This window comes from Nocardioides asiaticus (genome assembly GCF_040049175.1).
Taxonomy (GTDB): domain Bacteria; phylum Actinomycetota; class Actinomycetes; order Propionibacteriales; family Nocardioidaceae; genus Nocardioides; species Nocardioides cheoyonin.
This window is the reverse complement of sequence record NZ_JBDZDM010000001.1, coordinates 970,358-989,638: the sequence shown is the minus strand read 5'-3', so window position 1 is coordinate 989,638 and position 19,281 is coordinate 970,358. Positions and strand designations below refer to the sequence as shown.

At 73.2% G+C, this 19,281-nt stretch carries 24 protein-coding genes; 18 read left to right on the top strand and 6 right to left on the bottom strand.

Annotation, left to right across the window (positions count from 1 at the left end):
- Positions 1-4 precede the first annotated feature (4 nt).
- Genes ABLE53_RS04865 through ABLE53_RS04820 form a run of 10 tightly spaced genes read left to right on the top strand, consistent with a single transcriptional unit; the run spans position 5 to position 6,900 of the window.
- On the top strand, positions 5-901 hold the full coding sequence (locus ABLE53_RS04865) for an FAD binding domain-containing protein (protein ID WP_348857560.1): 897 nt from the start codon (positions 5-7) through the stop codon (positions 899-901).
- Entirely contained in the window at positions 901-1,428 is a 528-nt protein-coding gene (locus tag ABLE53_RS04860; protein ID WP_348857559.1) for a (2Fe-2S)-binding protein, read from the top strand. Before ABLE53_RS04865 ends, ABLE53_RS04860 begins: the two co-directional genes overlap by 1 nt.
- The gene (locus tag ABLE53_RS04855) at positions 1,425-3,863 is read left to right on the top strand and encodes an aerobic carbon-monoxide dehydrogenase large subunit (protein WP_348857558.1); all 2,439 of its coding nucleotides are present in this window, start codon (positions 1,425-1,427) and stop codon (positions 3,861-3,863) included. Before ABLE53_RS04860 ends, ABLE53_RS04855 begins: the two co-directional genes overlap by 4 nt.
- A 13-nt stretch (positions 3,864-3,876) precedes the next feature.
- Complete coding sequence (locus ABLE53_RS04850; protein ID WP_348857557.1) at positions 3,877-4,839, top strand: XdhC family protein; 963 nt, start codon at positions 3,877-3,879, stop codon at positions 4,837-4,839.
- Positions 4,840-4,841: 2 nt separating this feature from the next.
- A complete protein-coding gene (locus ABLE53_RS04845) occupies positions 4,842-5,423 on the top strand; it encodes an SRPBCC family protein (protein ID WP_348857556.1) in 582 nt (193 codons plus the stop codon).
- A gap of 43 nt (positions 5,424-5,466) precedes the next feature.
- Entirely contained in the window at positions 5,467-5,721 is a 255-nt protein-coding gene (locus ABLE53_RS04840) for a hypothetical protein (RefSeq protein WP_348857555.1), read from the top strand.
- Positions 5,722-5,733: 12 nt separating this feature from the next.
- Positions 5,734-5,961 (top strand): hypothetical protein, encoded by a 228-nt coding sequence (locus ABLE53_RS04835; RefSeq protein ID WP_348857553.1) that lies wholly within the window; start codon positions 5,734-5,736, stop codon positions 5,959-5,961.
- 3 nt (positions 5,962-5,964) lie between these two features.
- Positions 5,965-6,207: a hypothetical protein gene (locus ABLE53_RS04830; RefSeq protein WP_348857552.1), complete on the top strand. Its 243-nt coding sequence runs from the start codon at positions 5,965-5,967 to the stop codon at positions 6,205-6,207.
- A 1-nt stretch (position 6,208) separates the two neighbouring features.
- A complete protein-coding gene (locus tag ABLE53_RS04825) occupies positions 6,209-6,511 on the top strand; it encodes a hypothetical protein (RefSeq protein WP_348857551.1) in 303 nt (100 codons plus the stop codon).
- The gene (locus ABLE53_RS04820; RefSeq protein WP_348857550.1) at positions 6,508-6,900 is read left to right on the top strand and encodes a hypothetical protein; all 393 of its coding nucleotides are present in this window, start codon (positions 6,508-6,510) and stop codon (positions 6,898-6,900) included. The genes ABLE53_RS04825 and ABLE53_RS04820 overlap by 4 nt, the downstream gene beginning before the upstream one ends.
- Positions 6,901-6,915: 15 nt before the next feature.
- Here the strand turns inward: ABLE53_RS04820 and ABLE53_RS04815 are convergent, their stop codons facing one another.
- The 5 genes from ABLE53_RS04815 to ABLE53_RS04795 are packed head-to-tail and all read right to left on the bottom strand — an operon-like array spanning position 6,916 to position 10,536.
- Positions 6,916-7,338: a hypothetical protein gene (locus ABLE53_RS04815; protein ID WP_348857548.1), complete on the bottom strand. Its 423-nt coding sequence runs from the start codon at positions 7,336-7,338 to the stop codon at positions 6,916-6,918.
- 7 nt (positions 7,339-7,345) lie between these two features.
- Entirely contained in the window at positions 7,346-8,446 is a 1,101-nt protein-coding gene (locus tag ABLE53_RS04810) for a vWA domain-containing protein (RefSeq protein ID WP_348857546.1), read from the bottom strand.
- Positions 8,446-9,327 carry an AAA family ATPase gene (locus tag ABLE53_RS04805; protein ID WP_348857545.1) on the bottom strand — a complete coding sequence of 294 codons (882 nt, stop codon included), beginning with the start codon at positions 9,325-9,327 and terminating at the stop codon, positions 8,446-8,448. Before ABLE53_RS04805 ends, ABLE53_RS04810 begins: the two co-directional genes overlap by 1 nt.
- Entirely contained in the window at positions 9,324-9,581 is a 258-nt protein-coding gene (locus tag ABLE53_RS04800) for a hypothetical protein (protein ID WP_348857544.1), read from the bottom strand. Before ABLE53_RS04800 ends, ABLE53_RS04805 begins: the two co-directional genes overlap by 4 nt.
- A 58-nt stretch (positions 9,582-9,639) precedes the next feature.
- Positions 9,640-10,536 (bottom strand): XdhC family protein, encoded by an 897-nt coding sequence (locus ABLE53_RS04795; RefSeq protein ID WP_348857543.1) that lies wholly within the window; start codon positions 10,534-10,536, stop codon positions 9,640-9,642.
- A gap of 167 nt (positions 10,537-10,703) precedes the next feature.
- Here ABLE53_RS04795 and ABLE53_RS04790 point away from each other — a divergent pair, with 167 nt between their 5' ends.
- Both ABLE53_RS04790 and ABLE53_RS04785 read left to right on the top strand, forming a co-directional pair.
- Positions 10,704-11,306, top strand: a complete 603-nt coding sequence (locus tag ABLE53_RS04790) for a DUF5134 domain-containing protein (protein ID WP_348857542.1) — start codon at positions 10,704-10,706, stop codon at positions 11,304-11,306.
- Between the two features lie 64 nt (positions 11,307-11,370).
- Positions 11,371-11,850, top strand: coding sequence for a GNAT family N-acetyltransferase (locus ABLE53_RS04785; protein ID WP_348857541.1), 480 nt, complete (start codon positions 11,371-11,373; stop codon positions 11,848-11,850).
- A 5-nt stretch (positions 11,851-11,855) separates the two neighbouring features.
- Here the strand turns inward: ABLE53_RS04785 and msrA are convergent, their stop codons facing one another.
- On the bottom strand, positions 11,856-12,512 hold the full coding sequence (gene msrA, locus ABLE53_RS04780) for a peptide-methionine (S)-S-oxide reductase MsrA (protein ID WP_348857539.1): 657 nt from the start codon (positions 12,510-12,512) through the stop codon (positions 11,856-11,858).
- A gap of 173 nt (positions 12,513-12,685) precedes the next feature.
- Between msrA and ABLE53_RS04775 the strand changes: the two genes are divergently transcribed.
- From ABLE53_RS04775 to ilvA, 6 genes are read left to right on the top strand one after another with little or no spacing between them, the layout of a single operon-like run.
- On the top strand, positions 12,686-13,321 hold the full coding sequence (locus tag ABLE53_RS04775) for a DUF4956 domain-containing protein (RefSeq protein ID WP_348857538.1): 636 nt from the start codon (positions 12,686-12,688) through the stop codon (positions 13,319-13,321).
- Positions 13,318-14,106 (top strand): polyphosphate polymerase domain-containing protein, encoded by a 789-nt coding sequence (locus ABLE53_RS04770; protein ID WP_348857537.1) that lies wholly within the window; start codon positions 13,318-13,320, stop codon positions 14,104-14,106. The genes ABLE53_RS04775 and ABLE53_RS04770 overlap by 4 nt, the downstream gene beginning before the upstream one ends.
- On the top strand, positions 14,103-15,266 hold the full coding sequence (locus ABLE53_RS04765) for a cystathionine gamma-synthase (RefSeq protein WP_348857536.1): 1,164 nt from the start codon (positions 14,103-14,105) through the stop codon (positions 15,264-15,266). Before ABLE53_RS04770 ends, ABLE53_RS04765 begins: the two co-directional genes overlap by 4 nt.
- Entirely contained in the window at positions 15,259-16,623 is a 1,365-nt protein-coding gene (locus ABLE53_RS04760) for a glutamate mutase L (RefSeq protein ID WP_348857535.1), read from the top strand. Before ABLE53_RS04765 ends, ABLE53_RS04760 begins: the two co-directional genes overlap by 8 nt.
- Positions 16,620-18,044 carry an AI-2E family transporter gene (locus ABLE53_RS04755; RefSeq protein ID WP_348857534.1) on the top strand — a complete coding sequence of 475 codons (1,425 nt, stop codon included), beginning with the start codon at positions 16,620-16,622 and terminating at the stop codon, positions 18,042-18,044. The genes ABLE53_RS04760 and ABLE53_RS04755 overlap by 4 nt, the downstream gene beginning before the upstream one ends.
- Positions 18,037-19,269 (top strand): threonine ammonia-lyase, encoded by a 1,233-nt coding sequence (ilvA, locus tag ABLE53_RS04750; protein ID WP_348857533.1) that lies wholly within the window; start codon positions 18,037-18,039, stop codon positions 19,267-19,269. The genes ABLE53_RS04755 and ilvA overlap by 8 nt, the downstream gene beginning before the upstream one ends.
- Positions 19,270-19,281: the final 12 nt, after the last annotated feature.

Below are 19,281 nucleotides of genomic sequence, written 5' to 3'. Positions count from 1 at the left end.
CCCGGTGTATCCCGCTCGCTTCCGCTACGAGGCGCCGCCCACGCTCGACGAGGCGATCGAGCTTCTCCACGACGGCGCGGGCGAGGCGAAGGTGCTCGCCGGGGGACAGAGCCTGGTGCCGCTGCTGAAGCTCCGCTTCGCCGCACCCGAGCTGCTCGTCGACATCAACAGCCTGGCCGAGCTCTCCTACCACCGGATCGAGCCCGACGGCACCATCCGCGTGGGCGCGCTCTGCCGGCACGCCGACCTCGAGCGGTCGAGCGACCTCGCGGCCCGGCAGCCCACGATGGCCGCCGCGGCACCGCTCATCGCCGACCCCGTGGTTCGCACCCGCGGCACGCTCGTCGGCTCGCTCTGCCACGCGGACCCGCAGGGCGACTGGGCGGCGGTGGCGACAGCGCTCGGCGGCCGCGTCGTCGCCCAGGGGCCCGCCGGCCGGCGGGAGATCCCGGTGACCGAGTTCGTGACGGGCCCGTTCCAGACCACCCTCGCGTACGACGAGGTGGCGGTCGAGGCGGTGATGCCGGCTCCCGCCCCCGGGGCGGAGGTGCGGGGCGGGTTCCTCAAGCTGGAGCGCCGGGTCGGCGACTTCGCCACGGCCGGCGCAGCCGTGTCGGTGGAGCTCGCCGGCGGCCGGGTGGTCCGGGCCGGGGTCGCGCTCACCGGTGTCGGCAGCCGCACGCTGCACGCGGCCGATGCCGAGGCGGCGCTCGTCGGCACCGAGCTCGACGAGCGTGCCATCGAGCACGCCGCCGACCTCGCCGCCGGGATCGCCGAGCCGAGCTCGGACCACCGCGGCAGCGCCGACTACAAGCGCCACGTCGTCCACACGTTCGTCACCCGGATCCTGACCCGGGTCGCCCACCAGGGGCCGGAGCAGCTGCAGAGGAGCGTCGCCTGATGACCAGTCTCTTCGAGGAGGTCACCGAGTCCGAGGGGCCGGAGGTACCCGTTCGCCGCGTCACCATCACCGTCAACGGCGGGAGGCGGACCGCCGACATCGAGCCCCGGCTGCTGCTGGCCCACCTGCTCCGCCAGGGGCTGCGGCTGACCGGCACCCACACCGGCTGCGACACCACCAACTGCGGTGCGTGCACGGTCCTGTTCGACGGCCGGCCGGTCAAGAGCTGCACCATGCTGGCCGTCCAGGCCGACGGCCACGAGGTCACCACGGTCGAGGGGCTCTCCAGCTCCGAGCAGCTCAGCCCGGTCCAGGAGGGCTTCAAGCAGGAGCACGGCCTGCAGTGCGGCTTCTGCACCCCGGGGATGATGATCGCCGCCACCGCCCTGCTGGCCGAGAACCCCGATCCGACCGAGGACGAGATCCGGTTCGCCCTCTCCGGCAACCTGTGCCGCTGCACCGGCTACCAGAACATCGTGAAGTCGGTCCTGTGGGCGGCGAGGAGGACGCGAGGTGAGCAGGCGTGACCACGACCGCGGAGCCGACACCCACCCCGGGCGCGGCCGGGCCTAACCGGCCGGACCCGCTCGACGAGATCAAGATCGGCGGCATGGGCGCCAGCCGGCGCCGGGTCGAGGACAACCGGTTCGTCCGGGGCAGGGGCAACTACATCGACGACATCGTGCTGCCCGGGATGCTCCACATGGAGATCCTGCGCAGCCCGCTGGCGCACGCCCGGATCCGCAGCATCGACACCTCGAAGGCGTGGGACATCCCCGGCGTACGCCTCGTGCTGACCGGCGAGATGATGGCCAGCCGCAACCTGGCCTGGATGCCGACGCTGTCGTACGACACCCAGGCCGTCCTCGCCACCGACAAGGTGCGGTTCCAGGGGCAGGAGGTCGCGGCGGTCATCGCCGACGACCCCTACATCGCGAAGGACGCGTGCGAGGCGATCATCGTGGACTACGAGCCGCTGCCGGTCATCGTGAACCCCGAGCAGGCGCAGGCGCCCGACGCGCCGGTCATCCGCGACGACAAGCTCAACCAGCACGACAACACCTGCTTCACCTGGGAGGTCGGGGACAGGGCCGGCACCGAGGCGGCGTTCGCGCAGGCCGACGTGGTGTCGCGGATCACGATGCACTACCCGCGCAGCCACCCCAGCCCGCTCGAGTGCTGCGGCTCCGTCGCCGACTTCGACCGGGCGACCGGGAAGCTGACCGTCTACATGACGACCCAGGCACCGCACATCGTGCGGGCCGCGGTCGCGCTCATCGCCGAGCTGCCCGAGCACATGATCCGGATCGTCTCGCCGGACCTCGGTGGCGGCTTCGGCAACAAGGTGCCGGTCTATCCGGGCTACGTCGTCTCGATCCTGGCCTCCATCCTGCTCGAGCGGCCGGTCAAGTGGATCGAGGACCGGACCGGCAACCTGTCGAGCACCGGCTTCGGCCGCGACATCTACCTCGACGGTGAGATGGCGCTGCGACGGGACGGCCGCATCCTCGGCGTACGCATGCGGACCACGTCCGACCACGGCGCCTTCTTCGCCGACGCCCAGCCGAGCAAGTTCAAGATCGGACTGATGCACTCGGCGTTCGCGGCGTACGACATCCCCTACGCGCACCTCGAGGCCACGGGCGTCTACACGAACAAGGCCCCCGGCGGGGTCGCCTACCGGTGCTCGTTCCGGGTCACCGAGGCGATGTTCTTCCAGGAGCGGATGGTGCAGGCCGCCGCCGACGACCTCGGGATGGACCAGGCGGAGTTCCGCCGGATCAACCTGGTGAAGGACGACGACTTCCCGCACCGGACGCCGTACGGCTTCCTCACCGACTCCGGCCAGTACGAGAAGTGCCTGCAGACAGCCCTCGACGCGATCGGGTACGACGACTTCCGGCGCGAGCAGGAGGAGGCGCGCAAGCACGGCCGGCTCCTCGGGCTGGGGATCTCGACGATGACCGAGCCGCTCGGGGCCGGCAACAGCCGGGAGTACGACATCCTCGGGATCAAGATGTTCGACTCCGCCGAGCTGCGGGTCCACCTGACCGGCAAGGCGATCCTGCGCACCGGCGCGCGCTCGCAGGGTCAGGGCCACGAGACGACCTGGGCGCAGATCGTCGCCCACGAGCTCGGCCTGCCCGCCGACGACGTCGTGGTGGAGGAGGGCGACACCGACACCGCGCCGTTCGGGATGGGCACCTACGCCTCCCGGTCGACCCCGGTCGCGGGCGCCGCCGTCGCGATGGCGGCGCGCAAGGTGCGCGCGAAGGCGCGCAAGATCGCCGCCTACCTGCTGGAGGTCTCCGAGGAGGACGTCGAGTGGGAGCTCGGCCGCTTCCACGTGCGGTCGGCGCCGGAGCGCGGGGTCACCATCCAGGAGTGCGCGATGGCGGCGTACGCCAACATGCCCGACGGCCTCGAGCCGGGTCTGGAGGCCAACGCCTACTACGACCCGCCCAACCTGACGTGGCCGTTCGCCGCGTACGTCTGCACGGTCGAGGTCGACCCCGCCACCGGCGTGTGGGACGTGCTGCGGTTCGTGGCCGTCGACGACTGCGGGGTGCGGATCAACCCGATGGTCGTCGAGGGACAGATCATGGGCGGCCTGACCGAGGCGTACGCGATGGCCTCGATGCAGTTCATCACCTTCGACGCCGACGGCAACTGCATCGGCTCGAACTTCATGGACTACCTGCTGCCGACCGCGTGGGAGACCCCGGGCTTCGAGCTGCACGAGGTCGTCACGCCCTGCCCGCACCACCCGCTCGGCGCCAAGGGGATCGGCGAGTGCGCGACGGTCGGCGGCCCGGCGGCCTACGTCAACGCGGTCATGGACGCCCTGAAGCCGTACGGCGTACGCAACATCGACATGCCGCTGCTGCCCGACCGTGTCTACGGGGCGATCACGCAGCGGCACGACGTGTCCGGGGCGCCGCCGGTGAGGAGCGACGCGTGAGCGGGGAGTCGCGATGAGCGCGTACGACGCCGAGGGCTGGAGCGTCCTGGAGCGGGCCCGCGAGCTGGCGGAGGCGGGCGAGGCGGTCGCGCTCGCGACGGTCGTGTGGCGGCAGGGTCCCTCGTCGGGCCACCAGGGCTCGCGCGCGATCGTCACCGCCGAGGGTCGAGTCGAGGGCTGGATCGGTGGCGCCTGCGCCGAGCCGGTGGTGCTCCGCGAGGCACGCGACGTGATCGGGTCGGGCGAGCCGCGGCTGCTCTACCTCGGGACCGGGTCCGGCGACGAGCCGACGGTCCCCGAGGGCGCGACGTACGTCTCGATGTCGTGCCAGAGCGAGGGCGCGCTGCAGATCTTCGTCGAGCCGGTGCTGCCGGTGACCGACCTGGTCGTGGTGGGGCGGACGCCGATGGTGGCGACGCTGGCCGACCTCGCCGCGGCGATCGGGTGGCGGGCGCGGGCCGTCGACACGCCCGACCTGCCCTCGACGCCGCTCGCCAGACACTCGATCGTCGTCGTGGCCACGCAGGGCCACGACGACGAGGACGCCGTCCGCTGGGCGCTGGAGTCCCTGCCCGACGGGCCGGCGTTCGTGGGTCTGGTCGCCTCCCGGAAGCGCGGCGACGCCGTCCTCGGCTACCTCGCCGACCGCGGCGTCGACCCGGAGCTGCTCCGGCGGGTGCACAACCCGGTCGGTCTCGACCTCGGCCACACCACCCACGCCGAGATCGCCGTCGCCGTCCTCGCCCAGCTCGTCCAGCTGAGGGCCGCGGGCGCCCTGCGGCCGGCCACCGGGCCGTCGCGGACGGAGGAGGCCCTCGACCCCGTCTGCCACATGAGCGTCCCCGCCGACGACAGCCACTGGCCCCTCGAGCGGGACGGGTCGACGTACTACTTCTGCTGCCCCGGCTGCCACGACCGCTTCGCCGAGGACCCGACGGCGTACCTGGTCCCGACGGGCTCGACCACGGAGGAGTGACGATGCTGATCCGGAACACCATCGAGGTCCGCCAGCCGGTGGAGAGGGTGTGGGAGTTCTTCGGCGACGTGCCGCAGGTCGCCGCCTGTCTGCCGGGGGCGACGCTCGACCAGGACCTCGGCGACGACACGTACGCCGGCAAGGTCGGCATCCGGATGGGACCGGTGAGGCTGTCCTTCGACGGCAAGGCCCACATCCTCTCCCGCGACGACGCGACCAAGACGATGGTGATCGACGGCGCCGGCTCCGCGGAGGGCGGCCGTGGCAACGCCGCGATGCAGCTGACCGCTGCGCTGGCGCCGGTCGGCAGCAGCGACACCCGGGTCGGGCTCGACATGGACCTGCAGCTCTCGGGCGCCGCCGCGCAGTACGGCCGCGGGATGGTCAACGACGTCACCAAGGTGCTGATGGGCCAGTTCGCGACCAACATGCAGCGCCGGCTCGATGCCCTCGCGCGCGGCGAGGACGTGTCCGCGCTCGGCGCGGAGTCCGCTGGCGGCCTCGGCATCGCTCTCCAGGCGACGCGGATGGCGCTCGCCCGGGTCTTCCGCCGCTTCTTCCTGCCCTACCAGCCCGCCGCCTGAGGAGGCCCGCGATGACACAGACCGAAGCGAAGCGGAGGTCGCGATGACGCTGTGGTGGATAGGTAATGCGCTCCTTCTGGTTGCCGTCGTACCCGTCCTCGTCGCCCTGCTCAACCGCGTCCTCGCGGCGCTGGAGCGGATCCGCGGCGCGGCCGACGAGATCCTCGCCGGCGGAGGCAGGCTGGCCGGCGAGCTGGAGCACACGCCCGACCTGCTGGCGACCACCGGCAGGACCGTTCACGACGTCTCCGCCGGCGCCGTCCGGTACGCCGGCTCCGTCGCGAAGCTGCTGGACTAGAGGAGGTACGCCATGCCTGCTGCCGCCATCGTCACGATCGTCCTCGGGGCGCTGATCGTCGCCGCCGCCGCGCTCGGCCTGGTCCGGGTCATCGGCCACCTGATGGCCGTGACGCGGACCCTCGACGGGGTGATCGGCGGCGTACGCGCCGTCGCCGCCCGGACCGCGCCGGTCCCGGCCTCGGTGGCGTACGTCAACGACGAGCTGAAGCCGGTCCGCGACTTCTGCGAGGGGATATAGACCATGTCGACCGGATGGATCATCGGCTTCGTCGTCTTCGCCGTGGTCGTGCTCGCGGTCGTCGCGCTCGTCCTGCCGATCCTGCGGCTGGCCCATCGCATCGGCGACCAGGCGGCGGCGATCGACGACTCGCTGCAGGACTCGGTCGCCAACACCGCCGGCCTCGCCGGCCTGCGCACCACCATCGACCACGCCGGGGTGATCGTCGCGGGGCTGGCCCGCGGCCGGGCCCGGCTCGGAGGCTGACATGCAGTCCCACGTCGTACCCCTTGCCCTCTCCCACGCCGACAGGACCGCCTGGTGGGTCGCGATCGTCGTCGGCTTCGTGGTCGTGCTCGCCGTGGCCGGGCTGCTGACGGTGCTGGTCCTCGAGGTCCGCACCATCGAGCGCCGGGTCACCGCGGTCCGCGACACCCTGGCCCAGGCGAAGGCGAACACCGCCGACACGGCGCTCATCGGCCGGACCGCGGCCGGTGTCGAGGCGGTGCTCGCCGAGGGGCTCCAGCACCACCTGTTCCTCGGCCGCGTCCTGGGGAAGGTCCGCTCATGACACTCCTCGTCGTCCTCACCGTCGTCGACATCGCGCTGCTCGTGGCCGGGCTCGCGGCGTACCTGTGGATCGTCGGCGGCCAGCTCACCCGCGTCGCCGACCTCCTCGAGGAGTGCCGCGACATCGTCGACGGCATCGCCGCCGACGCCGAGGCGGTCGAGCCCGGCCTCGAGCACATCAACCGCACCGGCGGCGTCGTCGCCGGCGCGCTGCCGCTGCTCTACGGCATGGCCGAGGGAATCGTCACCGGCGTCACGTACGACGCCGCCGCCGCGCACGCTCCGCGCCAGCCCGCGACCCCGGCGATGGGCCGGCGCCGCTCCCGCCTGCACGACGGCGTCGGCTACGCCCCGGACGGCGAGACGCTCGCGGGCACCCACCGGGCCTGAGGCCGACCGAGCTGCTCACGGATCCCGCCTGGTCGTGAGCGGGCCGGTGGTCGGCGCGGAGTAGGAGCCGATCCACTCCTCCTTCCACGCCGGGCCGTAGCGCTCGTCGTTGCAGCCCGGGCGATAGACGGAGAGCAGCTCGCGGACGACCTCCTCGCGGTAGCGCGGCGTGGCGCCGGGTGGATCGTGGACGGCGACGTGGACGGCCCACTTCGAGCCGGCGCGCCGGACCCAGCAGGGCGCGGCGGGGTGGCGCAGTCCGAGCCCGGACAGGTCCTCGGAGGCACCCGCGTAGATGACGGCGTACCTCTCCGGGTGCCGCTCGGCTTCGGGCCTGATGAGGATCGCGAAGACCCCCGGGCCGGCGGGTGGTGTCCAGCCGGCGAGGATCCGCGGCCCCTCGAACGAGTAGCCCGCGAGCGACCCGAGCCGGATCACGCGCGTCTCATCCCAGCCCCGAGACGGCGCCGGCGAACACCGTGAGGTCGGCCAGGTCCCGCGCCGGCAGCACCGCGTCGACGTACGGCGCGGCGACCTGCAGCCCGAGCGCCCGCGGCTCGCCGGTGTGGGGCGTCAGCCAGATGATCCGGTGGCACTGCCGCGACAGCCGCTGCATCGCGTGCTCGAGGAGCTCCGGGTCGCCGCGGTCGAGCCCGTCGGAGCAGATGACGACGATCCCGCCGCGGGCGATGCCGCGCCGGCCCCAGTCGCTGACGAAGGTCTCGAGCGAGTCCCCGATCCGGGTGCCGCCGTCGAAGTCCAGGACCGCGTGCGCGGCGCGGTCCAGGGCGTCATCGGTACGGCGGTGGCGCAGCTCCCGGGTGATCCGGGTGAGCCGGGTGCCGAAGCAGAACGCCTCCACCCGCGCCGTCGAGCGGTACGCCACGTGGGCGAACTGCAGCAGCGCACGGGAGTGGTCGGCCATCGACCCGGACACGTCGAGCAGCAGCGTCAGCGGCCGCTGCCGGAGCCGGCGGTGGCGGAGGTAGAGCCGGGCCGGCTCGCCGTGCGCGCGCATCGTCTCGCGGACCGTCCGGCGCAGGTCGGGCCGCCGGCCACGGCCGGGCTCGGTGCGCCGGGTGCGTCGCCGCGGGGGAGCGAGCCGGATGGTGCGCATGATCCTGCGCAGCGCGACCACCTCCTCCGGCGTGCACGCCGAGAACGACTTGTGCTTGAGCGTGTCCGCGTCCGAGGCGACCAGGCCGAGGAGCGCCTCGCGGCCCTGCTCGTCGCGCGCGGGTCCGGGCTCGGTCTCGGGCATGGCGAGCGTCGCGCGCGCCTCCGCGCGCTGCCGGCGGGTGTAGGGCGCCCGCTCGTCCGGCGGGAGGTCCTCGTCGAGGAAGTAGCGCAGGAAGGTGTCGTGGTACGCCGGCAGCTGCTCCCGGCGGGTCACCAGCGTCGACCGGCCGGCCCAGTACATGTCGAGCAGGTCCGCCGGGTCGAGCTCGCCGGCCGCCGCGCAGAAGGTCACCACGTCACCCGTGCCGACCGGAAGCCCCGCGTCGCGCAGCGCGTGGCCGAAGCCGACGAGCGTCGGGGTGAGCATCAGCCGCCCGCCACGAGCCGGTCGAGGTCGCTCCGGACGGCCTCCAGGTCGTCGTACTCCTTGATCACCGCGCCCAGCGTGTCCTCGACCGTCTCGGGGTCGAGCTCGGTGGCCCCGACCACGTCGAGGCTGCGCACCCAGTCGATCGTCTCGGCGACACCGGGCGGCTTGGCGAGCTCCATCTCCCGCAGTCGCTGGACCGCTGCCACCACCTTCCGGGCCAGCGTCTCGTCGACCCCAGGCACCCGCGCGCGGACGATCTCGAGCTCGCGCTCGGCCGAGGGGTAGCCGACCCAGTGGTAGAGACACCGCCGCTTGAGGGCGTCGTGGAGCTCGCGGGTCCGGTTGGAGGTGAGTACGACGAGCGGCGGGCGCTCCGCTGCGACCGTGCCGATCTCGGGGATGGTGATCGCGAAGTCGGAGAGCAGCTCGAGGAGGAAGGCCTCGAACTCGTCGTCCGCGCGGTCGACCTCGTCGACGAGCAGGACGGCGCAATCGCCGGCGCGGACCGCCTGCAGCAGTGGCCGCTCGACGAGGAAGCGCGGCCCGAAGAGCGCGTCGACGGAGGTCTCGTCGGCGAGGTCGGCCTCGGAGAGCGCGCGGATCTGCAGCATCTGCCTGGCGTAGTCCCACTCGTAGAGCGCCTGGCTGGTGTCGATGCCCTCGTAGCACTGCAGCCGCACGAGCCGCCGACCGAGGACCCGGGCGAGCGCCTTGGCGACCTCGGTCTTCCCGACGCCCACCTCGCCCTCGAGCAGCACCGGCCGGTCGAGCGTGAGGCCGATGTAGAGGGCTGTCGCGAGCCCTCGGTCGGCGAGGTAGCCACCGCGTCGCAGGGTCTCGGTCAGCTCCGGGACCGAGCCGACCGCCGGTGTGCTCACCCCGGCGCGTCCGGCCCGAGCACGAGGTCGCGGATGGTCTCGGCGTCGCCGGCGAGCTTGCCCTCCTCGGCGAGGCGCTCGCGCCACGCCGCGCGCAGGTCGGTGCCGGGCTCGGCCATGCCGTCGAAGCTGACGTGGCGCATGTTGCGGCAGGTCTTCCCCGGTCCGCAGTCGTCGAGCGCCGTACGGCCTCCGGCCTGGTCGGGGTCCACCTGCCAGACCTTGCGGAGCACGCCCTTGGTCTCGTCGCTCATCGCACGCACCTCCTCACCGTCGACTGTAGGCGCGCTCGGGCGCCGCCGACGCCGCCGGTTAAGGGATGTGTTGACGAGACCTCACCGCGATCGCCTCGGCCACGACGGAGACCGCGACCTCACCCGGGCTCGCGGCGCCGATGTCGAGACCCGCCGGACCGTGAACGCGGGAGAGGTCGGTGAAGCCGCGGTCGGCGAGCCAGCGGGCGCGGGCCTCCTGCATCCGACGCGACCCGAGTGCGCCGATGTAGCCGGCGTCGCTGTCGAGCGCCTCGGCGAGCACGGTGCCGGCCGCGTCGAGGTCGTGGCTCATCACGACGACCAGGTCGTCGGGCGTGAGTCCGGCGGCGAGCCCGGCGACGGTGGCGACATCGCCGCGCTGCACGCTCCAGCCGACGGCGCCGGCCACCGCAGCGACTGCGTCCGCGATCGGGCCGGAGCCGAGCAGCGCCAGCCGCGGCACGGGGCAGAGCACCGTGATGACGCCCTCGTCCGTGCGGAGGCTCGCGCTGGCGCCCCGGGCGATCAGGTCCATCGCGGCCCGCCCGCCGCGCTCGTCCGGCCCGGCGTCGTACGCCGTCACGCCGACCGCGCGCTCGCCGTCCAGCCGGGTCAGGAGGCAGACGGGCTCCCGGGCCACGAGCCGCTTCCAGAGGTCGTCGGGGAGGGTGTCGGCGGGTACGACGAGGCAGCTCACGCTGCTGCCCCGACGGCCCATGGCCCTCGTGTCGAGGGGAGTCAGGTCGAGGGTGGTGAGCCGCGCGCCACCCGCCTCGGCCAGCCGGTCGTCGAGCGCGCCGCCGAGCAGGCTGCCCAGCCGTCCGCCGCCCGGGGTCAGCCCGACCGCCTCGGTCGGGCCGGGAGCGGGCTCGAGGTCGGAGTCGACCACCCAGGCGACGTCGACCCGGGTTCCTGCTCTCAGGCAGGCAGCGACGGCGACGGCGATGTCATACATCCCACCCAGCGTAGGCGGCAGCGCCGGCCCGGGCCGGGCCGATCAAGGGATCCCTTGACCGGCTCCTCGTGACGCTCACGTGACATTCGATGTCGGGCGGATGTCGCATTCGGCCCCCGTGAGACCAGCCCCTTGACCGGCCTCCGGAGCCGCACGAGACTCCGGACATGGGCGACCCCGGCACCGTGGTCGCGGCGGCACTCACCGCCGTCGCGACGGGCTACTGCGTGGTGCGGTGCCTGCTGCCACGGATCCGGTGCAGCGACGCGGCCCACGACGGCCCCTGGGTCGACCTGTGGCACGTCGTCATGGGTGCAGCAATGGTCGTGATGCTGCTGTGGCCGGTCCGCGGGCACGCCGCGCTGGTGCAGGTGGCGGCGTTCGCGCTCGGCGCCCTGTGGTTCGCCTGCTCGGCGCTCGCGCTGCGGTGGGCCGGCGGCCGGGTGAGGCTGGCCGCGACCTCCGCGGTGATGGCGCTCATGCTCGTCCCCGCCGCCTGGGCCGGTCCGGCATCGGCCGCCGAGCCGATGGGCGAGATGGCCGGGATGGCCGGGATGGACATGCCCGGCATGGCGCACTCGGGTGGCGACGCCGCGATGGTGATGCCGCCCGCATGGCTCGGCCTCGTCCTGCTCGGCGTCACGACCGCCGTGATCGTCGAGGCGGTCCTCGCCGGGCTGCGCGACCGGCGGCCCGGGGCGCGACTGGGCGCCGCCTGCGAGGTCGTGATGACCGGCTCGATGGCCTACATGGCGCTGCTCGCGCTCTGAGATCGCGGACATCGCCCGGATATCGCCTCGCAGTCCGGCGTCGGCGTCGCTAGTGTCGCCGCTCGTGCACATCCGCGAGGCGACGGCCGAGGACTGGCCGCAGATCTTCCCGTTCTTCTCCGAGATCGTGGCCGCGGGTGAGACCTACGCCTATCCCGACGGGCTCTCCTCCGACGGGGCGCGCGAGCTGTGGATGCAGGACCACGTGGTCGTCGCCGTGGACGGCGACACCGTCCTCGGCAGCGCCAAGATGGGCCCGAACCGGCCCGGCCGGGGGAGCCACGTCGGCACGGCGTCGTTCATGGTCTCGCCGACCGCGCGAGGACGCGGGGTCGGCCGCGCGCTCGGCGAGCACTGCATCGCCTGGCACCGCGAGCAGGGCTTCCGGGCGATCCAGTTCAACGCCGTCGTGGAGACCAACACCGGAGCCGTACGCCTGTGGCGCTCGCTCGGGTTCGAGATCGTCGGGACCGTCCCCGAGGCGTTCCTGTCACGCGAGCACGGGTACGTCGGGCTGCACGTGATGCACCTGCCGCTCGGCTGAGAGAGTCAGGCGGCGGTCTCCGGGAACGGGATGCCGGTGTTCGCGTGGCAGCGGTACCCGTTGGGGACCCGGTCGAGGTACTGCTGGTGGTAGGGCTCGGCCGGATAGAAGGTCGGCACCGGGCGGATCTCGGTGGTGATCTCCCCGTAGCCGCGCCGGGCGATCTCCTCGCCGTACACCTTCGTCAGCTCGCGGGCGACCTGCTCCTGCTCGGGGCTGGCGTAGTAGATCGCCGAGCGGTACTGCGTGCCGACGTCGTTTCCCTGCCGCATGCCCTGCGTCGGGTCGTGGACCTCGAAGAACCGCTTGACGAGCTCGGCGTACGACACCTTGCTCGGGTCGAAGACGACGCGCACGGCCTCGGTGTGGTTGGTGAGACCGCTGCAGACCTCCTCGTACGTCGGGTTCGGGGTGGTGCCGCCCTGGTAGCCGACCGCCGTCGCGTAGACGCCGGGCACCTGCCAGAACATCTCCTCGGCGCCCCAGAAGCAGCCGAGCCCGAAGTAGGCGACCTCGAAGCCCTCCGGCGCGGTGCCGTCGGCGGGGTCGGCGAGCAGCGGCGTGCCCAGCACGCGGTGCTTGGCGGGCAGGTCGAAGAGGACGTCGTCGCGACCGGGCAGGGTGCGGTCGTCGGGGAAGAGTTGGTTGGGTCGGCCGAACATGAGTACCTCCTGGATGCCGTGGCACCAGTCTGCAACAACACTGGTGACTCGGACGTTCCCGGCGGGGCCGGTCCGGGCCGATCTGGGGCCGATCCGAAGCGGAGCGATTGGACGTTCCGGTTCGAGCGCGGTTGGGTAAAGAAGTCGCCTGTCGTCTACCTGGAGTTCACCTGATGTTGTCCTTGCCCTTCGTCCTCGCGGATCTCGTCGCCGTCGTCGCGCTGGTCGCGGTGTTCTGGTGGCGCAACGGGCGCCGCGAGCTCGTCGTGGCGTACCTGACCGTCAACATCGGCGTGCTCGCCGTCACCGGGGCACTCGCCAACAGCACCATCGGCGCCGGGCTCGGACTGGGCCTGTTCGGCATCCTCTCGATCATCAGGCTCCGGTCGGAGGAGCTGTCCCAGCGCGAGGTCGCGTACTACTTCGCCAACCTCGCCCTCGGGCTCGTCGCCGGGCTCGACGTCTCCCCGGCGTGGCTGGGCATCGCGCTCATGGCGCTGGTCGTCGTGGCGGTCGTCGTCGGCGACCACCCCCGGGTCTCACCGCGCTCCGCGAGCCAGGAGATCCTCCTCGACCGGGCCCAGCTCGACCGCCGCAGGCTCGTGCCCCAGCTGGAGACGATGCTCGGTGCCCGGGTGGTCTCCGTCGACGTCCTGCGCGTGGACATCGTCAACGACACCACGCTGGTCCGGGTCCGCGTCGCCCCCCAGCAGGGCACGCCGGCGAGGGCGGCGCGGGAGACTCCGACGGACGTGGCCGGGAGCGGGGCGGAGCGGGCCGTCGACGCGCAGGCGGGGCCGGTACGTTGACCGCGACCGTCGCCGAGCTCCCGGTCGAGCACCTCGGCGCGGTCGGTCTCGAGGAGCTGGTCGACGAGGCGGCACTGCTCACCCGCGTCGACCGGAAGTACGTCGTCCCGGCGCGCGACGTGCCCGGCCTCGTCGAGGGGCTGCCGGCGGGGACGAGGGTGCTGGAGATCGGGCCGCTGCGGTCGTTCCGCTACTCCTCGACCTACCTGGACACGCCCGAGCTGGCGAGCTTCCATGCCGCCGGCCGCGGCCGGCGGCGCCGGTGGAAGGTCCGGACCCGCACCTACGTCGACACCGACGCCACCTTCCTCGAGGTGAAGACCCAGGGCGGCCGCGGCACGACCGTCAAGGAGCGCATCCCCCACGTCGACCCGGCCGGGAGACGGTCCGGTCCGGTGCTGACGCCCGAGGGAGCGGCGTACGTCGGCGACCAGCTCGGCCCGGAGCTGACGGCGCGGCTGCGGCCCACGCTCGTGACGACGTACGACCGAACGACCTTCCTCGCCGCGAGCGGTGCGCGGGCGACGGTCGATCTCCGGCTCGGCTTCTGGTCGCTCCTCCACGGCGGCCGGCGGGAGTTCCCCGAGATCGCAGTCGTGGAGACCAAGTCGGGCTCGCGGCCCTCCGAGGTCGACCGGCTGCTGTGGCGTCGTGGGCACCGGCCGGCGTCGATCTCGAAGTACGGCGTCGGGCTCGCCGCACTCCACCCCGAGCTGCCCCGGCTGAAGTGGCACCGCGTCCTCCAGCGTCACCTCGGCGTCCCGCGCCGTAGGCTCGCCACGTGAGCGAGCAGGAGCAGACGCAGAAGTCGGGCTTCGAGACCCGGGCGATCCACGCGGGCTACGAGCCGGACCCGACGACGGGGGCGGTGATCCCGCCGATCTTCGCCACCAGCACCTACAAGCAGGACGGCGTGGGCGGGCTGCGCGGGGGCTATGAGTACAGCCGCTCCGGCAACCCCACCCGCACCGCGCTCGAGGGGGCGTTGGCCGCGGTGGAGGAGGGCGAGCGCGCGTTCGCGTTCGCGTCCGGGCTGGCGGCGGAGGACACGCTGATCCGCAGCCTGCTGACGCCGGGCGACCACGTGGTCATCCCGGACGACGCCTACGGCGGCACCTTCCGCCTCGTCGACAAGGTCGAGCAGCCGTGGGGGATCGACTACAGCGCGGCGCCCGTCGACGACGCCGAGCGGATCGCCGCGGCCATCCGGCCCGGGCAGACGAAGCTGATCTGGCTGGAGACCCCCACCAACCCGCTGCTCAACGTCGGCGACATCGCCGCGATCGCCCGACTGGCCCACGACGCCGGGGCGCTGCTCGTCGTCGACAACACCTTCGCCAGCCCGTACCTGCAGCGCCCGCTGACCCTCGGCGCCGATGTGGTGGTGCACTCCACCACCAAGTACGTCGGCGGCCACTCCGACGTGGTCGGCGGGGCGCTCGTCTGCCGTGACCTCGACGTCGCCGAGCGGCTTGCCTTCCACCAGAACGCCATCGGCGGGGTGGCCGGGCCGTTCGACGCCTGGCTGACGCTGCGCGGGCTCAAGACGCTCGCCGTACGCATGGACAGGCACTGCGACAACGCCGAGCGGGTCGTCGACTTCCTCACCAGTCACCCGGGTGTCGGCGACGTGATCTACCCCGGCCTCGAGACCCATCCGGGCCACGAGGTGGCCCAGCGCCAGATGCACCGGTACGGCGGCATGGTCTCCTTCCGGGTCCACGGCGGCGAGGCCAAGGCGCTCGAGGTGTGCTCGCGGACCGAGGTCTTCACGCTCGGCGAGTCGCTCGGCGGCGTCGAGAGCCTCATCGAGCATCCCGGCCGGATGACCCACGCCTCCGTGGCCGGCACCGACCTCGAGGTGCCCGACGACCTCATCCGCCTCTCGGTCGGCATCGAGACCGCCGACGACCTGGTCGCCGACCTCGAGCGCGCCCTTGACTGACGCCTCCTCGGTGGTGTGCGTGGACTTCGGCTCCACCTGGACCAAGGCGCTCCACGTCGAGCCGGCCACCGGCGACGTCCTCGGCGTCGCGAGCGCGCCGACGACGCTGCCCGAGGTCATGGCGGCGTACGACGCCTGCCTGGCCTCCCTCGTCGAGCAGGACGGGCGGGCGGCGACCGCGCGGACCCTCGCCTGCTCCTCGGCCGGGGGCGGCCTGCGGATCGCCGTGGTCGGCAACGAGGAGCTGGTGACGGCCGAGGCCGGGCGCCGCGTCGCGCAGTCGAGCGGCGGCAAGGTGGTGGCCGTCGTCGCGATGGCCGGGGCCGACGGCTCCCGCGACCTGGCGAGGACGCTGGCGCAGACCCGCCCAGACGTCGTGCTCCTCACCGGCGGCACCGACGGCGGCAACAGCGAGGTGCTGCTGTCCGCGGCGAGGGCACTCGCCGACGTCGCGGCGGCCGGGGCCTGGGCCGGTCCCGTCGTGGTCGCCGGCAACGTCGAGGCGCAGGGCCAGGTGAGCGAGCTCCTCGACGGGCTCCCCCACGTGCTCGCCGACAACGTCGTGCCCAGGATCGGTGTCCTCGCTCCCGGGAGCGCCCGGGCGGCGGTCCGGGAGATGTTCCTCGAGCACGTGATCGGCGGGAAGGGGCTGAGCGCCCGGCCGGAGTTCGCCGAGATCGTCCGGGGAGCGACCCCCGACGTCGTACTCACCGGCGTGGAGGTGCTCGCAGAGCTGGTCGGCGACGTGGTCGTCGTGGACGTCGGCGGCGCGACGACCGACGTGCACAGCGTCGTACGACCGGATCCGGAGGAGCGTCGCGAGGAGGTCGTCGCGGTGACCCCGGTGACGCGCACGGTCGAGGCGGACCTCGGGATGCGGTGGTCGGCACCGACGACCGTCGAGGCCGCCGGGCTCGCCGACCTCGCATCGGCGGCGCAGCGGCGGCACGACGAGCCGGGCTGGCTCCCTGCCACCGAGGCCGAGCGCGACGACGAGGAGGCGCTCGCGCGGGCCGCCGTCGGCCTGGCGCTCCGGCGTCACGCCGGACGCTCCCAGGTCGTGGTCAGCCCCCACGGCCGGGTGGTCGAGCGCACCGGGGTCGACCTGCGCCGGGTCGGCCTGGTCGTCGGCTCCGGCGGTGTGCTCCGCCACGGCCGCGCCGGCGTCGCCGAGCGCGTCCTCGTCTGGCCGGACGAGCCGGGGTGGCAGCTCCCGCCGAGGGAGGGCGGCCTGCGCGTCGCGGTCGACGATCAGTACATCCTGGCCGCCGCCGGCCTGCTCGCCACGACACACCCGACCGCTGCGCGGGCGCTGGCGGGGCGGCTCGCCGCGCCGCCGGTAGCCTCGACCTCGTGAGCGAGGACGCTGCCGGACGCGCCGCGGCCGAGCCGCCCGAGGAGGAGCCGCGCGAGGACCACGGGGCCGACGACGAGTCCCGGGCCGACGACGAGCGGGTGACCGGGGAGCCGGTCGACGAGACCGACACCGCCGGTGCCGCTGGCGCCGACGGGCGGGACGGCCGCCGGACCGCGGGCCGGCCGCGCCGTGACCCGGCGCGGGCCGCCGCCGGCGAGAGCCTCGCGGTCCGGCTGTTCCAGCAGTGGAACCAGCTGCGCGAGGAGCGCCAGGAGCAGCTCGCCTCGCCGGTGCCGCTGAGCACGTCGCAGCCGCGCCGCTCGACCATCCCGTACGGCGTCGACCTGGCCGCCTCGTGGGCGTGGCGGTTCCTCGTCATCGTGGCCGCGGGCTACGTCCTGGTGCGCGCCCTCGGCTACCTCGAGCTGATCGTCGTACCGGTCGTGGTGGCGCTGCTCATCGCGGCGCTCGTCGTGCCCATCGTCGACGCCCTCCAGAGGATCGGGGTCCGCCGCAGCATCTCCGCACTCATCGTCGTGATCGGGGTGATCGCGGTGGTCGGCGCGATGCTCACCTTCGCCGGCCAGCAGGTGGCCTCGGGGGCGAGCGACCTCGCCCAGCAGGCCTCCCAGGGACTCGGAGAGATCCGCGACTGGCTGAAGACCGGCCCGCTGCACGCGAGCGAGAACCAGATCGACGACTGGATCAACCGGGCCCAGCAGTCGCTCGCCGACTGGGGCAGCGAGCAGGGCAAGAACCCCGTCTCCAAGGTGACCGAGGTCGGCGGCGTCGCCGCCGACGTCCTGGCCGGGATGTTCATCGTGCTGTTCTCGACGTACTTCTTCCTCGCCGAGGGCGCCGAGATCTGGTCCTGGGTCGTCCGGCTCACCCCGCGCGTGGCGCGTGACCGCGTCGACAGCTCCGGCCGCGTCGCCTGGATCTCGCTGACGCAGTTCACCCGGGCGACGGTGATCGTCGCCGCCGTCGACTCGGTCGGCATCATGATCGTGGCCGCGGTCCTCGGGGTCCCGTTCGTGGCGGCCATCGGTGTGCTGGTCTTCCTCGGCGCCTTCGTGCCGCTCATCGGCGCGACGATCGCCGGCACCGTCGCGGTCCTCGTCGCGCTCGTCGACCAAGGGCTGGTGACCGCGCTCATCATGCTGGGTGGTGTGATCCTCGTACAGCAGCTCGAGGCCCACGGGCTCCAGCCCTTCCTGATGGGACGCTGGGTCCGGGTCCATCCGCTGGCCGTGATCCTCGCGATCGCGACCGGTGTGCTGGTGGCCGGGGTCGCGGGCGCGCTGGTGGCGGTGCCGCTCGCGGCGGCGCTCAACGCCGTCGTCCAGCATCTGGCAGCCGAGGACGAGCTGCGCGAGGAAGAGGCCGAGCAGGTGACCGAGGAGGGACTCGAGAGTGGTTGAGGAAGTGCGTACGCCGGTGGAGCCGCTCTCGCCGGAGGACCTCGACGACGCCCGTGAGCTGCTGCGCGGCAACGCGGTGGTGACGCCGATCCAGACGTCGCGGTGGCTGACCGACCTGGTCGGCGCCCCGGTCGTCATGAAGTGCGAGAACCTCCAGCGCACCGGCTCGTTCAAGGCGCGCGGGGCGTACGTCCGCATCGCCCGCCTGCCCGACGAGCAGCGGGCGAAGGGCGTCGTCGCTGCCTCCGCCGGCAACCACGCGCAGGGCGTCGCGCTGGCCGCCCGCACGCTCGGCATCCACGCGACCGTCTTCATGCCGGAGGGCGCGCCGATCCCGAAGGAGAACGCCACCCGCGGCTACGGCGCCGACGTCGTCTTCGAGGGGCAGTACGTCGACCAGTGCCTCGACGGCGCGCGGGCGTACTCCGAGCGGACCGGCGCGGTGCTCATCCACCCCTTCGACCACCCCGACATCGTCGCCGGGCAGGGGACGCTGGGTCTCGAGGTGCTCGACCAGGTCCCCGACGTACGCACCATCGTCGTGCCGCTCGGCGGCGGTGGGCTGCTCGCGGGCGTCGCCCTCGCCGTCAAGCAGCGCCGTCCCGACGTGACGGTCGTCGGCGTCCAGGCCGAGGAGGCAGCGGCGTATCCGCCCTCGCTCGCCGCCGGCGAGCCGGTCCAGCTCGACAGCATGCCGACGATGGCCGACGGCATCGCCGTCGGCCGTCCGGGCGACGTCAACTTCCCGCTCATCCGCAGGTACGTCGACGAGATCAGGACCGTCTCGGAGGAGTCGATCTCCCGCGCGCTGCTCGCCCTCGTCGAGCGGGCCAAGCTGGTCGTGGAGCCCGCGGGCGTGGTCGGCGTCGCGGCGGTCCTCGACGAGCCCGGCTCCTTCCAGGGACCCGTCGCCGTCGTCCTCTCCGGCGGCAACATCGACCCGCTCCTGCTCGGCAAGGTCATCGGCCACGGGATGGCCGCCGCGGGCCGCTACCTGCCGCTCTCGGTCACCATCCCCGACCGGCCGGGCTCGCTGGCCCGGATGCTCGCCGAGATCGGGGAGCTCGGCGCCAACGTCGTCGAGGTCGTCCACGGGCGCACCAACCCGGCGCTCCGCCTCGACGAGGTCGAGGTCAAGCTCCAGCTCGAGACCCGCGGTGAGCCGCACGCGCAGAAGGTGCTCGAGCGGCTCCGCAGCAAGGGGTACGCCGCGGTCGGCCCCTGACGCCCGTCTGCT

Excerpts from the sequence above, each read along its gene's own strand:
- ABLE53_RS04860 (WP_348857559.1), top strand. The coding sequence starts at position 901 with ATGACCAGTCTCTTCGAGGAGGTCACCGAGTCCGAGGGGCCGGAGGTA.
- ABLE53_RS04850 (WP_348857557.1), top strand. The coding sequence starts at position 3,877 with ATGAGCGCGTACGACGCCGAGGGCTGGAGCGTCCTGGAGCGGGCCCGC.
- ABLE53_RS04845 (WP_348857556.1), top strand. The coding sequence starts at position 4,842 with ATGCTGATCCGGAACACCATCGAGGTCCGCCAGCCGGTGGAGAGGGTG.
- ABLE53_RS04840 (WP_348857555.1), top strand. The coding sequence starts at position 5,467 with ATGACGCTGTGGTGGATAGGTAATGCGCTCCTTCTGGTTGCCGTCGTA.
- ABLE53_RS04835 (WP_348857553.1), top strand. The coding sequence starts at position 5,734 with ATGCCTGCTGCCGCCATCGTCACGATCGTCCTCGGGGCGCTGATCGTC.
- ABLE53_RS04830 (WP_348857552.1), top strand. The coding sequence starts at position 5,965 with ATGTCGACCGGATGGATCATCGGCTTCGTCGTCTTCGCCGTGGTCGTG.
- ABLE53_RS04825 (WP_348857551.1), top strand. The coding sequence starts at position 6,209 with ATGCAGTCCCACGTCGTACCCCTTGCCCTCTCCCACGCCGACAGGACC.
- ABLE53_RS04820 (WP_348857550.1), top strand. The coding sequence starts at position 6,508 with ATGACACTCCTCGTCGTCCTCACCGTCGTCGACATCGCGCTGCTCGTG.
- ABLE53_RS04810 (WP_348857546.1), bottom strand. The coding sequence starts at position 8,446 with ATGCTCACCCCGACGCTCGTCGGCTTCGGCCACGCGCTGCGCGACGCG.
- ABLE53_RS04800 (WP_348857544.1), bottom strand. The coding sequence starts at position 9,581 with ATGAGCGACGAGACCAAGGGCGTGCTCCGCAAGGTCTGGCAGGTGGAC.
- ABLE53_RS04795 (WP_348857543.1), bottom strand. The coding sequence starts at position 10,536 with ATGTATGACATCGCCGTCGCCGTCGCTGCCTGCCTGAGAGCAGGAACC.
- ABLE53_RS04790 (WP_348857542.1), top strand. The coding sequence starts at position 10,704 with ATGGGCGACCCCGGCACCGTGGTCGCGGCGGCACTCACCGCCGTCGCG.
- msrA (WP_348857539.1), bottom strand. The coding sequence starts at position 12,512 with ATGTTCGGCCGACCCAACCAACTCTTCCCCGACGACCGCACCCTGCCC.
- ABLE53_RS04775 (WP_348857538.1), top strand. The coding sequence starts at position 12,686 with ATGTTGTCCTTGCCCTTCGTCCTCGCGGATCTCGTCGCCGTCGTCGCG.